We start from the raw sequence: 12,858 nt of genomic DNA, 5'->3' as shown, positions 1-12,858 counted from the left end.
ATGTGCCGGGGCCCGACACGGGCCCCGGCGGTTGGGTCAGGACTCGCCTGAGGTGAGCGCGGCGTACTCCTCGGCGGACAGCAGGTCCTCCGGGTCGCCCTCCATGCGGACGCGGAACATCCAGCCGTCGCCGTACGGCTCGCTGTTGGCCAGCGACGGATCGTCCACGATGGCCTGGTTCACCTCGACGATCTCGCCGCCGACCGGCGAGTAGATCTCGCTCACCGACTTGGTGGACTCGACCTCGCCGACCGAGTCGCCCGCCTCGACGGTCGCACCGACCTCGGGGAGCTGTACGAAGACGACGTCACCAAGGGCTTCGGCGGCGAAGGCCGTGATGCCGACGGTCACGGTGATGCCGTCGTCCACACCCGACACCCACTCGTGTTCCTTGGTGTAGTTCAGGTCGTCAGGGATGTTGCTCACTTGTTCCTCCTGTAGAAGGGCAGCTCGACCAGGTCCATAGGTTCTTGGCTGCCCCGGATGTCCACGGCCAGACCTTCGTCTGCTCCGGCGTCGACGTAGGCCATCGCGATGGGCTTGCCCAGGGTCTGGGAGGGCGCACCGCTGGTGACCTCGCCGACGACGGCGCCGTCTCGGGTGACCGGGTAGCCGTGGCGCGGCACCCGGCGGCCCTTGGCGACCAGGCCGACCAGGCGGCGGCGGGGCGGGTCGTCCTTGACCGCCTCCAGCGCCGCCCTGCCGACGAAGTCACCGGGCTTGTCGAATTTCACCACTCTGCCCAGCCCCGCGTCGAACGGGGTCAGGTCCGAGCTCAGCTCGTTGCCGTAGAGCGGCATGCCGGCCTCCAGCCTGAGGGTGTCGCGGCTGGACAGGCCCGCGGCCTTGATCCCGTGCGGCTCGCCCGCCGCCTCCAGGGCGTGCCAGAGCGGCACGGCGTCCTGGTTGGCGACGAACAGCTCGAAGCCGTCCTCGCCGGTGTAACCGGTGCGGGCGATGAGCGCCTGGCGGCCGTCGACCACGCCGGGCAGGCCCGCGTAGTACTTGAGGCCGGCGAGGTCGGCGTCGGTGAGCGTGGAAAGGATCTCCTGGGCCCGCGGGCCCTGGATCGCGATCAGGGCGTACTGCTGGGAGCGGTCGTCGACCACCGTGTCATACGACTTAGTACGATTTTTCAGCTCATCCGCGACTTTTTCGGCGTTCGAGGCGTTGGCGACCACCATGAACTCCTCGTCGGCCAGCCGGTAGACGATGAGGTCGTCGAGCACGCCACCGCGCTCGTCCACGATCATCGTGTACCTGGCGCGGCCGGGCGCGAGCGCCGACAGGTGGCCGACCAGCGCGTAGTCCAGCGCCTCGGCGGCCTGCGGCCCGGTCAGGAAGATCTCGCCCATGTGCGAGAGGTCGAACAGCCCGGCCGCCTCGCGGACGGCTTTGTGCTCCGCCGACTCGCTGCCGTACCGGAGCGGCATGAGCCACCCGGCGAAGTCGGTCAGCGTGGCGCCTAGGGCCTCGTGGACGTCTCGTAGCGGCGTAGGTCGGGACATTTGTCGCACCTCAGGACAGGATCGGATGCCAGCATCCTCCCCCTCTGTCATGGATGCCTGAGAGCTTCGCCCGAGTTTTGCCGGACTTTCACCTTCGGCGAGGCCGCTCGGGCCTGCTTTCCAGAGGTCACCTCCCCGTAAGAACGCCTTACAGGGCTGCCGCGCGGTCCTTTGCCTTGAGAGGTTCGCGGGGAGGGCTTGCTCCTTCAGGGACCCTGACCGGCTGTCAGGGTGCTCTCCCGCACGGTTTCGCCGGTGATGTCCGTCAGCCTAGTGCCGACATGGGGGTGTTGTCGCGCTTCGATCCCGTACACCGCACGCAGCGAAAAGCGGCCGCGGCCCCGGAGAGGCGGGGCCGCGGCCGCGTTGGTGGCCGCGCGCGAGCCGGTCATGGCAGGTCAGCTCGCACGCGGCAGCCGGTACGCGGGCCGGTCGGGACCGGCGCGCGGTGAGATCAGGCCCGGCCCCAGAGGGCGGGCACGTTGGGCGGTTCCCAGCCGGGCAGGCTGGTGTGCGCCTGGAGGCAGCGGTAGCTGGACCCCTGGTAGGTGACGACGTCACCGGCCGCGTAGGCCTTGTAGGCGGTCCAGGTGGTGCCCTGGCCGTCCCCTCCGACGGTCAGGGTGAAGGAGGCGGAGTGGTCCGCCGTCGCCCCGTCGCCGTTGAGCCCTATGGTGTACGTCCCCGCCGCGGCGCCGCTGGTGGTGGCGACCGTGACGGTGGACGATTGCCCCGCCTGGATCGTGGACGGGTTGAAGGAGACGGTGACCCCGCTCGGCACGTTTCCGGCGGAGAGCGCGATGCTCTGCGCCTGGCCGGACGTGACCTGGGTACTGACCGCCGCGGTAGCCGACTGGCCGGCCTGGACCGACGCCGAGGACGGGGTCACCGAGATCGAGTAGTCGTTCTCCGCGGGCGTGCCGCCCACGGCGAGCTTCCATATGGCGTACGCGATGGCGTCGCTGTTCCGGTCCAGCGCCGTGGTGTTGATGGCGCTCGGGTAGCTGTCGCACGCGCTGTGATAACAACGGTCGAAGGCGGCCCCGGCCGTGCCGCCCCACTTGGCGGCCTGTGCCGAGCTCTTGACCGCCCCGGCCCCCGTGGCCAGGCCGCCGACCCGTACGCCCGCGCTCTTGAACGAGGCGTGGTCGCTGCGGCCGTCGCCCTCCCTGTCACCCTCGGTCTGAAGGCCGATGGTGGCGAAGTAGTCGCTGAAGGTCCGCTGAAGGGTCGCGTCGTCGTCGTAGACGAAGTAGCCGGCGTTGGTCGAGGCGATCATGTCGAAGTTCAGGTACACCTCGACGCCGCTGGCGCCGCCGTTCTGCACGTAGTACCTGGACCCGACCATGCCCGCTTCTTCGGCGCCCCACCAGCCGAACCGCACGTGCTTGGTGAGGGTGGGCTTGCGGGCGGCGAGGGTGAGGGCGTTCTCCAGGAGCGCGGCCGAGCCGGAGCCGTTGTCGTTGATGCCGGGGCCGGCCGCGACGCTGTCGAGGTGGGCGCCGAGCATCACGGTCTGGTTCGCCGGGCCGCCCGGCCAGTCGGCGATCAGGTTGCTGCCGCCGCTGAAGCTCTGCACCCGGGTGGTGAACCCGGCGGCGTCGAGCTTGCCCTTGATGTAGTTGAGCGAGGCGTTGAAGCCCGGCCTGCCCGAGGCGCGGTTGCCGCCGTTGCTCGTGGCGATGGACTGCAACTGGCTCAGATGCGCCGTCACGTTCGAGACGGGGATGTCGGGCGCGGGATCGGCGGCTGCGCCGGCCGGTCCGGCCGGCGTGGTGAGGGTCAGGGCCAACGCGGCGGTGGCCGCGGCGCCCAGCCTGAGCATGGCGTTCACGTTCTGTGGCTCCTCAAGGGGGCTCCAAGGGGGTTGGGCGGCCACCCCGGCGTGGCCGCCCAGGTCGTGCTGGTCAGACCGGCTGCCAGAGGGCGGGCACGTTGGGCGGCTCCCAGCCCGGCAGGCTCGTGTGAGACTGCAGGCATCGGTAGCTGGTGCCCTGGTACGTGACGGTCTGCCCGGCCGTGTAGGCCGTGTAGGTCTGCCACGTGGTGCCCTGGCCGCCGCCCACCGTCAGGCTGAACGAGGTCGAGTGGTCGGCGCTCGCGCCGTCGGCGTTCAGGCTGATCGTGTACGTGCTCGGCGTCACGCCGCTCGTGGTCGCGAACGTCACCGTGGACGACTGCCCGGCGGTGATCGTGGACGGGCTGAAGCTGACCGTCACGCCCGAGGGCACGTTGCTCGCCGACAGGGCGATGCTCTGCGCCTGGCCGGCGGTGACCTGCGTGTTGACCGTGGCGCTGGCCGACTGACCGGCCTGGACCGAGGCCGACGACGGGGTCACGGCGAACGCGTAGTCGTTCGGCGAGCTCTGCCCGATCTGCAGGTTGTAGGTGGCCTGCCGGTCGACGTCGGCGCCGTCGGCCGTGATCGCGATCGGGTTGCCGCCCTGCGGGCTGCTCGCCGAGGTGTTGATCGTCAGCGTGGAGCTCTGCCCCGCGGTGATCGTGGCCGGGCTGAACGAGGCGGTCACGCCGGCCGGCAGGGTGCCGGTCCGCAAGGTGATCGACTGCGCCGAACCGCTGGTCACGGTGGTGCTGACCGTGGTCGTGGTGCTCTGGCCCGGAGTGACGCTGCCGGAGGCGGGGTTCAGGGTGACCGAGAAGTCGTTGCTGCCCTGGGTGCAGGTCGGCTCGCCGGACTGGGCCCGTACGCTGACGCCGTCCCAGGCGTTCTTGACCACGTTGAACTCGGTGCAGCTGCCCGGGTACAGGGTCTTGGCCGCCTGGAGGCTCGCGACCCTGGCCTTGGCGTGCGTCCACGGCTGCGTCTTCGAGTTCAGCGTGGACATGAAGACCTCACCGGCCTTGCGGATGCCGATGCCGGTGATCGCGGCGCCGTTGTCGCAGCGGGTGCTCGCGGGCTTGCCCGAGGGGTTGGTGCCCTCGGCCACGAGGTAGAACCAGTGGTTCTGCGGGCCGGCCGCCGCGTGCACCTCGGTGTTCGGGATGGCGGTGCTGTAGCAGTTGGGGTGGCTCAGGGCCCCCGGGTTGTACATGTTGCGGATCGGCCCGGACCCGGAGAGGTTGACCTCTTCGCCGACCAGGTAGTCCGGCGGGTCGTTGGGGTTGTTGGCGTACGCCTCGGTGAGCGCGCCGAAGATGTCGCCGGTGGACTCGTTCATGCCGCCGGCCTCGTTGCCGCTGCCCGAGCCGCCGCTGGTGAACTGGAAGATGCCGTGGCCGAACTCGTGGCCGACGACGTCCATCGACGTGAGCTGCTGGGAGTTGGCGGAGTTGTGGCCGAAGGAGCCGTACTGGCCGTTCCAGTAGGCGTTGACGTCGGCCAGGCCGACGCGGGCCGGGTAACCGCCGCCCTGGCCGTTGATGCCGCTGCGGCCGAGCCAGGCGCTCAGCATGTCCCATTCCCGCTGCGCGGCGTAGAGCGCGTCGACGCAGGCGGTCTCCAGGTTCGTGCCCGAGCCGTTGCCCCAGGTGTCGGTGGTCTTCGTGTACGGCGAGCCGTTCTGGCCGCCGCACGCGACGCCGCTTCTGCGGGGGTCGCGCATCGTGTACGAGGGGCTGGTGTCGATGGTGACGGTGCCGACGTAGTAGCTGTTGCCGGTGCCGTCGCGCACCTCGTCCCAGGAGTCGATGACCTTGCCGGTGAGGGCGTCCACGTAGACGTGGAGCTTGGTCTCGTGACCGGTCGCGGTGGCGCCGGTGACCAGGACCTCCCAGGCCAGCCGCGGCGTGGTCGTGGCGGCGTGGACGGACAGCACCGGCGTGGCGACGGTCTCGACCCGGGCCACCTTGGCCCTGGCCGTCACTCCCGCGGCGGCCGCGGTCACCTTCGCCTTGGTGCTGATCCCGATCTTGGTGCGCTGTCCGGTGGCGACGTTGTCGACCACCGCGCCGGAGGCGTCCGTGGCGACGACCACGTCACCGCCGTATACGGGCAGGCCCGCGTACGTACGGGCGTAGGTCAGGTACTGCAGGCCGCGGACGCCTCCGACAGTCGACGTCAGCGTGAACGTGTCCTGCTCGGAGGCCAGCAGTGCCGCCGAGTCGGCCAGGATCGCGCTGTGTGCGGTCGCGATCGCGTTCCTGCGGTCGTCGGGGCTGGGAGGATCGGCCACCTGCGACGCTTGGGCTGTGGCGCTCGTGGCGCCCACCAGCGAGCTGGTGGTCAGGGCTAGCGCGAGCATTGCGGCAGCCCCCAACCTGAGTTTGGGGTTCACTCTCTGGCTCCTCAGGGGGGTGTGGAGTGGAAGAGCCCCGGCCGGCTGGGGATGAACACAGGGTGACACCGGGATGGCGGGAGCCGGTACCCAACAAAGTTCCTATAACGCCGTGGTATGGCCCCCTGAACTGGCCTTTCATGCGATTTTTGGGCGCAGAAAAGGTAAAGAAGCTTTCCAGTAACGGTCTCAGCAGGCCGCCGTGAGCGCCTCGAAGAGCGCCACTCCGTCGCCCGCCTCCGGGTGCCACTGGACCGCCGCCGCGAACCCCCCGCCGTCCAGTTCCACCGCCTCGATCGTGCCGTCGGCGGCCGTGGCGGTCACCGCGAGCCCGGGAGCGAGCCGGTCGATCGCCTGGTGGTGATAGTGCGGGACGGTCACCGCGTCCGTGCCGAGCGCCTTGGCCAGGCGGCTGCCGGGGACGGGCGTGACCGGCAGGTGGCCGAACGCGCCGGGCTCGGGGGCGTGGCCCGTGTGTCCCACCACGTCGGGCAGGTGCTGGTGCAGGCTGCCGCCGAGCAGGACGTTGAGCACCTGGAGGCCGCGGCACACACCCAGGAACGGCAGCCCCGCCTCCAGGGCCGCCGCGAGGAGGGCGAACTCGGCCGCGTCCCGGAACTCCCGGACGTAACCGGTGCGCTCGTGTGGCGCCTGGGCGTACCTGGCCGGGTCGACGTCGCCGCCGCCGGCCAGGACGAGACCGTCGAGGCGCCCCACGACCAGGGCGGGGTCGCCGGCCGGCGGCAGCAACACGGGCTGCCCGCCGGCCTGGACGATCTTCTCGACGTACATGTACGGCAGGAGCGCGACGGGCAGGTCCCACACGGTGAACCGGGCGGGCTCCACGTACGTCGTGATCCCGATGACCGGACGGGTCACAGCGGCGTCACGTACGCGCCGGAGATGCCGCCGTCCACCAGGAACTCCGCCCCCGTGATGAACGAGGCGTCGTCGCTGGCCAGGAACGCCACCGCGGCGGCGATCTCCGACGCCTCGGCGAAGCGGCCCACCGGGATGTGCACCAGACGCCGCTGGGCCCGCTCGGGGTCCTTGGCGAACAACTCCTGCAGCAGCGGCGTGTTCACCGGCCCCGGGCACAGCGCGTTGACCCGGATGCCCTCGCGGGCGAACTGCACGCCCAGCTCGCGCGACATCGCCAGCACCCCGCCCTTGGAGGCCGTGTACGAGATCTGCGACGTGGCCGACCCCATCACCGCCACGAACGAGGCGGTGTTGACGATCGAGCCCTTGCCCTGCCGCCGCATGTACGGGATGGCGTGCTTGCAGCACAGGTAGACGCTGGTCAGGTTCACTTCCTGGACGCGGCGCCAGGCGTCGATGCCGGTCTCCAGGATCGAGTCGTCGTCGGGCGGGGAGATGCCGGCGTTGTTGAAGGCGATGTCCACGCTGCCGTAGGTCTCGTGGGCCGTGGCGAACATCCGGACGACGTCGTCCTCGACGGTCACGTCGGCCTTGACGAAGAGGCCGCCGACCTCGGTCGCGGCCTTGCCGCCCGCCTCCTCGTCGATGTCCACGCAGACGACCTTCGCGCCCTCCTGCGCGAACCGGCGGGCCGTGGCCAGCCCGATGCCGCTGCCCGCGCCGGTGATGACGGCCACACGGTCCTGCAAACGCTGCACTGTGTTCACTCCCTGTCCGATCGGTCGTTCACCTTCCTCATTCGCTTCGCGAAGTGCTTCGTTCCTCAGCCCTTCACTCCGCTCACTGCGTCAGGTTCACTCCCATGAGATGAAGACGTTCTTGGTCTCGGTGAAGGCCGTCAGGGCGTCGGGGCCGAGCTCGCGGCCGAGTCCGGACTGCTTGAAGCCGCCGAACGGGGTCCAGTAGCGCACCGAGGAGTGCGAGTTCACCGACAGGGCGCCCGACTCCACCGCGCGGGCCACGCGCAGCGCCCGCCCGACGTCGCGGGTCCAGATGGACCCGCTCAGCCCGTACGGGGTGTCGTTGGCGATGCGTACGGCCTCCGCCTCGTCGGTGAACGGGACCACCGACACGACGGGACCGAAGATCTCCTCGGTGAAGGCGCGGTCGGTGACCTGCGAGGTGAGCACGGTCGGCGGGAACCAGTAGCCCTTGCCTTGGGGGCAGTCGCCCTGGAGGAAGGGCGTGCCCTCGACGAAGCCCCGGACCCGTTCCAGGTGCTCGGCGCTGATCAGCGGGCCCATCTCGGTGGACTCGTCGAGCGGGTCGCCGACCTTGACGCCGCGCACCGCCGCCGACAGGCGTTCCAGGAACTCGTCGTACGCCTCGGCCTGGACTAGGATGCGCGAGCGCGCGCAGCAGTCCTGACCGGAGTTATCGAAGACCGCATAAGGAGCGGTTTTTGCCGCTTTTTCGAGATCCGAGTCGGCGAAGACGATATTTGCGGACTTGCCGCCGAGCTCCAGCGTCACCCGCTTGACCTGCGCCGCCGCCTTCGCGGCGATCTCCTTGCCCACCTCGGTCGAGCCGGTGAACACGATCTTCGCCACGCCGGGATGCTCCACCAGCCGGGCCCCGGCGACCTCTCCCTCGCCGGGCAGCACCTGGAGCACCCCCTCGGGCAGGCCCGCCGCGAGGGCCAGCTCGGCCAGCCTCAACGCCGTGAGCGGGGTCCACTCCGCCGGCTTGACGATCACCGTGTTGCCCGCCGCCAGCGCGGGGGCCACGCCCCACGACATGATCAGCATCGGGAAGTTCCACGGCACGATGACGCCCACCACGCCCAGCGGCTCCTGGAAGGTGATGTCCACGCCGCCGGGCACCGGGATCTGCTTGCCGTGGTTGCGCTCGGGGGCGGCGGCGTAGAAGTGCAGCACGTCGCGGACGGCCCCGGCGGCCCAGCGCGCGTTGCCGATCGGGTGCCCGGCGTTGTCCAGCTCCAGTCGGGCCAGCTCCTCGCCGTGGGCGTCCACCAGGTCGGCGAACCGGCGCAGCAGCCGCGCCCGGTCGCCCGGCGCCACCTCCCGCCAGCTCCGGTACGCCTTCGCGGCCCGCTCCACCGCCCGGTCGACCTCCGCCGCGTCGGCCATCTCGACCTCGGCGACGACCTCTTCCGTGGCCGGATTAACGATCTTCATTCCTACCGTCACATTCGCTCGAAACCACGGAACAGCTCCCAGTCCGTCACCGCCGCGTCGAAGGCGGCCAGTTCCACGCGCGCGTTGTTCGCGTAGTGCTCGACCACGTCGTCGCCGAACGTCTCCCTGGCCAGCTTCGACCCCTCGAACAGCACGAGCGCGTCCCGCAGCGTGTGGGGCACGGTCTCGGCGCCGGAGTCGTAGGCGTTGCCCTCGAAGGCGTCCTCCAGCGGCAGCTCCTGGTCGATGCCGTGCAGCCCGGCCGCGATCAGTGCCGACACCGCCAGGTACGGATTGACGTCGCCGCCCGGCACCCGGTTCTCCACCCGCAGCGACAGCCCATGGCCCACCAGCCGCAGCGAGCAGGTGCGGTTGTCGACGCCCCACTTGACCGCCGTCGGGGCGAAGCTGCCGGGCACGTAGCGCTTGTAGGAGTTGACGTTGGGCGCGTACAGCAGGGTGAGTTCACGCAGGCCGGCGAGCTGACCGGCGATGAAGCGGGCGCCCAGCGGCGAGAGCCCGTACGGGCCCTCGCCCGCCATCACCGGCTCGCCGCCGGGGCCGCGCAGCGAGATGTGGATGTGGCAGGAGTTGCCCTCACGCTGGTTCGGCTTGGCCATGAAGGTGATCGACCGGCCCTCCTGGGCGGCGATCTCCTTGGCGCCGTTCTTGTAGATCGAGTGGTTGTCGCAGGTGCGCAGGGCCTCGTCGTAGCGGAAGGCGATCTCGTGCTGGCCGAGGTTGCACTCGCCCTTGGCGGACTCGACGTACATGCCGGCGCCCTCCATGTCGCGCCTGATGCGGCGCAGCAGCGGCTCGACGCGGGCCGTGCCGAGGAGGGAGTAGTCGACGTTGTAGAGGTTGGCGGGGGACAGGTCGCGGTAGGCGCGCCGCCACGCCTCCTCGTAGCTGTCGTCGTAGACCACGAACTCCAGCTCGGTGCCCACGTGGGCGGTCAGGCCGCGCTCGGCCAGGCGGGCCAGCTGCCGGCGCAGGATCTGGCGCGGGGAGGCGGTGACCTCGCCGCCCTCCTCCCAGGCCAGGTCGGCCATGACCAGCGCGGTGCCGTCCTGCCAGGGGACCCGGCGCAGGGTGGACAGGTCGGGTTTCATCGCGAAGTCGCCGTAGCCTCGATCCCAGGAGGACATGTCGTAGCCGGAGACGGTGTTCATGTCCACGTCGACCGCGAGCAGGTAGTTGCACCCCTCGGAGCCGTGATGCAGCACCTCGTCCAGAAAGTACCGCGCGGAGAGACGTTTGCCCTGCAACCTGCCCTGCATGTCGGCGATGGCGAGCAGCACGGTGTCGATGCGCCCGGCCGCGACCTCGTCCCGCAGTTCCTCGACGGACAGGAGTCCGGAGCCCGCTCGTTCGCTCACCCTAGGTCGCTCCGATCTGCTCTGAAGCGCTTTCCCGTTGATTGGGCTAGTCTCAGACCATTGATGTGCATGCCGGGATCGCTTGTCAAGACCTGAGGACACCTTGGACGATTCGGCGCGTTTGATGACAGTGCTGCGCCCGGTCAGGGCGGGAAACGCCTTCGAGGAGACCGTGGAACGGCTGCTCCAGGCGATCAAGCTGGGCGTGGTCGCGTACGGCGACAAGCTGCCGCCCGAGCGCGAGCTCGCCGTGCGGCTGGGCATCAGCAGGGTCACCCTGCGCGAGGCCATCCGCGCCCTCCAGGACGCGGGCTACCTCGACGTGCGGCGCGGCCGGTACGGCGGCGCGTTCGTCACCTACGTCCCGCCCCGCCCCGACGCGGGCGACCTGCGGCAGGCGGTGGCCGACATGGGCATGGCCGAGTTGTCGGACGCGCTCACCTTCCGCCTGGCGGTCGAGTGCGGGGCGGCGCAGGTGCTGGCCACCTCCGAGCTCACGCCCGACAAACGGGAGGTGCTGCTGCGCCGGCTGACCGAGCTGAACGAGGCGCCGCTGGAGGACTACCGGCGCCTCGACACGGCCTTCCACCTGTCGATCGCCGAGCTGACCGGCTCGACGCTGCTGGCCACGACGTGCGCCGACGCCCGTTCGCGGGTGAGCGACCTGCTGAACGCGATCCCGATGCTCCAGGTCAACATCGAACACGCCGCCGCCCAGCACCGGGCCATCGTGGACGCCATCCTGGCGGGCGACCCGGACGCGGCCCGCCGGGCGATGGCCGAGCACCTGGAGGGCACGGCCGCGCTCCTGCGCGCCTTCCTGTCCTGACCGGCGCGCGGCCGGTCAGAGGGCGGCGCCGCCCGGCTCCGGGACCGTACGAGCGTGGCGGGTCCCGTCGGCCCAGGTGAACGTGACGGTGTCGCCCGCCACCTCCACCGTGGGCATATCGCCGGCCGGGGCCGCGTCGGCGTGGACGAGGGTGGCCGTGCTGATCGCCCAGCCGTCCTCGGCGACGCCCTCCAGCACGGGTACGAGCGCCGGGGCCCCGAAGGCGCTGCCCTCAGGATCGTCGGCGACGCGGGCCCGCGTGTAGCCGCGTACCGCGACCAGTTCGGAGAGCAGTCCGTCGCCGTCCCGCACACGCGCGCCGGGACCGGCGACCGGGGGCTCGGCCGGGGGCTCGGCCGGGGGCTCGGCCGGGACGAGCGCCCACCCGGTCTGGAGGACCGGGGAGCCCGGCGCGACGCGATGGACGCGGACCTCGACGGCCCCCCTGATCACGCTCAGGCTCTCCACGCCGTCGCTCGCCGACGCGGCCCACGCCAGGTCGCCCGCCGCCCCCGCGCCCCGGGGCGTGAACGCGCCGCGCTCGGTGACCGTGCCGTCCGGGCGGACCAGGCCGAAGTGGTTGTCGGGCACCCGCGTGGTCGGTCCGGTACGGGTGGAGTAGGCGTAGCGGTCGTAAAGCGGGTCGCCCGGGTGGTGCCGGCTGCCGTGGTTGAGAAGGAGGGCGACGTCACCGGTGTTCTGGACGACCAGGCCGGGGCCGGGCAGCGCGGCGAGCCCGGTGGGACCCGGCTCCTCGGTCGCGGTCCACACCGGATGATCGGCCGGCAGCAGCAGGCCGAGGAACGCCTTCGAGGCCCAGTACGGCGAGGCCGAGCCGGAGTAGGACTGGAGCGAGGGCTCGTGGGGGCCGTGCCAGCCGAGCGTGAGCAGCCCTTCGGCGGAGAGCGCGCCCTCGTCGAGGAAGCGGCGCAGGACGCCGGAGGCGATGCGGCGGGTCCGGCCGGGGGCGAGCGGGGTGGCCTCCAGCAGGGCTCCGGCGAAGAGCGAGGTCGCCGAGGCGAAGCGGTAGGTGAGCGAGCGGCCCTGGTGGAGCATGCCGCCCTGCTGGTCGAAGGTGAGCGCGTAGCTCTCCAGGAAGCGGCGCAGGCGGTCACCGGGGGAGCCCTTGCCGGACAGGTGGGCCAGCAGGGCCGGGTAGAGGTGCATGGCCCAGCCGTTGTAGTGGTCGAAGGAGCGGTTGTCGCCGTCGGTGTACCAGCCGTCGCCGGCGTACCAGGGCTCGATGCGGGCCAGGCCGCGTTCCACCGCCGCGTCGGCCTCCTCGGTGTGCAGGCCGGCGGCCGACAGGAAGCCGCCCACCATGGCGGGGAACAACCACCAGTTGTTGTCCACCGGCTCGTGGCGCAGGGCCTCGGCGAGGTAGGCGGCGACCCGGTCGCGGGTGCCCGGGGCCAGGCGGTCCCACAGGTGCTCGCGGGTCAGCCAGAGGGACAGCGCGATCGAGGCCGCCTCGACCATGGGCTGAGTACGGTCCTCGATCGGCTGCCAGACGCCGGGCCCGGCCTCCAGACCGCGCGCGTACGGCTCCAGCAGCTCCGCCGGGCCGCCGCCGGCCACCCGGAAGGCGGCCAGCAGGAACGTGCGGGCGTACCCCTCCAGGCCGTCGCAGCGCGACCAGCTCTCACGTCCGGGCAGGGTGATCACGGCCCCGTCCGCCGAGCGGTACGGTTCCACCGCGGCCAGCAGCCCGTCGGCCACCGCCTCCCAGTGGGCGCGGGTCCAGCCGGTGTACGGGCTGAGCGTTCGATCCTCCGGCGGAAGCGGGAACATGCGGCACTCCAAAGGGACGTCCGGTCTCGGGCGGGA

10 protein-coding genes and 2 riboswitches are annotated in these 12,858 nt (G+C 71.1%); of the genes, 1 reads left to right on the top strand and 9 read right to left on the bottom strand.

The features are described from left to right. Positions 1-36 precede the first annotated feature (36 nt). From gcvH to IEZ27_RS21455, 8 genes are all read right to left on the bottom strand, one after another. The gene (gene gcvH, locus IEZ27_RS21490) at positions 37-426 is read right to left on the bottom strand and encodes a glycine cleavage system protein GcvH (protein ID WP_125631520.1); all 390 of its coding nucleotides are present in this window, start codon (positions 424-426) and stop codon (positions 37-39) included. Continuing rightward, positions 423-1,508 (bottom strand): glycine cleavage system aminomethyltransferase GcvT, encoded by a 1,086-nt coding sequence (gene gcvT, locus IEZ27_RS21485; RefSeq protein WP_189648882.1) that lies wholly within the window; start codon positions 1,506-1,508, stop codon positions 423-425. Before gcvT ends, gcvH begins: the two co-directional genes overlap by 4 nt. 34 nt (positions 1,509-1,542) lie before the next feature. Continuing rightward, positions 1,543-1,642: riboswitch (glycine riboswitch) on the bottom strand. 20 nt (positions 1,643-1,662) lie between these two features. Next, a riboswitch (glycine riboswitch) is annotated at positions 1,663-1,760 on the bottom strand. Positions 1,761-1,962: 202 nt separating this feature from the next. After that, a complete protein-coding gene (locus tag IEZ27_RS21480; RefSeq protein ID WP_189649073.1) occupies positions 1,963-3,333 on the bottom strand; it encodes a M28 family peptidase in 1,371 nt (456 codons plus the stop codon). An 82-nt stretch (positions 3,334-3,415) separates the two neighbouring features. Further along, entirely contained in the window at positions 3,416-5,710 is a 2,295-nt protein-coding gene (locus IEZ27_RS21475) for a M4 family metallopeptidase (RefSeq protein WP_229824189.1), read from the bottom strand. 222 nt (positions 5,711-5,932) lie between these two features. Then, the gene (locus IEZ27_RS21470; RefSeq protein ID WP_189648880.1) at positions 5,933-6,622 is read right to left on the bottom strand and encodes a gamma-glutamyl-gamma-aminobutyrate hydrolase family protein; all 690 of its coding nucleotides are present in this window, start codon (positions 6,620-6,622) and stop codon (positions 5,933-5,935) included. Continuing rightward, entirely contained in the window at positions 6,619-7,383 is a 765-nt protein-coding gene (locus IEZ27_RS21465) for a 3-oxoacyl-ACP reductase (protein WP_189648879.1), read from the bottom strand. The genes IEZ27_RS21470 and IEZ27_RS21465 overlap by 4 nt, the downstream gene beginning before the upstream one ends. 96 nt (positions 7,384-7,479) lie before the next feature. After that, positions 7,480-8,823: an aldehyde dehydrogenase family protein gene (locus tag IEZ27_RS21460; RefSeq protein ID WP_189648878.1), complete on the bottom strand. Its 1,344-nt coding sequence runs from the start codon at positions 8,821-8,823 to the stop codon at positions 7,480-7,482. A gap of 8 nt (positions 8,824-8,831) precedes the next feature. After that, positions 8,832-10,202 carry a glutamine synthetase family protein gene (locus IEZ27_RS21455; protein ID WP_194521961.1) on the bottom strand — a complete coding sequence of 457 codons (1,371 nt, stop codon included), beginning with the start codon at positions 10,200-10,202 and terminating at the stop codon, positions 8,832-8,834. A 124-nt stretch (positions 10,203-10,326) separates the two neighbouring features. Between IEZ27_RS21455 and IEZ27_RS21450 the strand changes: the two genes are divergently transcribed. Then, complete coding sequence (locus tag IEZ27_RS21450) at positions 10,327-11,031, top strand: FadR/GntR family transcriptional regulator (RefSeq protein ID WP_125631505.1); 705 nt, start codon at positions 10,327-10,329, stop codon at positions 11,029-11,031. Between the two features lie 15 nt (positions 11,032-11,046). Here the strand turns inward: IEZ27_RS21450 and IEZ27_RS21445 are convergent, their stop codons facing one another. Then, the gene (locus IEZ27_RS21445) at positions 11,047-12,822 is read right to left on the bottom strand and encodes a DUF2264 domain-containing protein (protein WP_189648877.1); all 1,776 of its coding nucleotides are present in this window, start codon (positions 12,820-12,822) and stop codon (positions 11,047-11,049) included. Positions 12,823-12,858: the final 36 nt, after the last annotated feature.

It is taken from the genome of Nonomuraea spiralis, from assembly GCF_014648435.1.
Taxonomy (GTDB): Bacteria; Actinomycetota; Actinomycetes; order Streptosporangiales; family Streptosporangiaceae; genus Nonomuraea; species Nonomuraea spiralis.
This window is presented reverse-complemented; position numbering and strand designations above follow the sequence as displayed.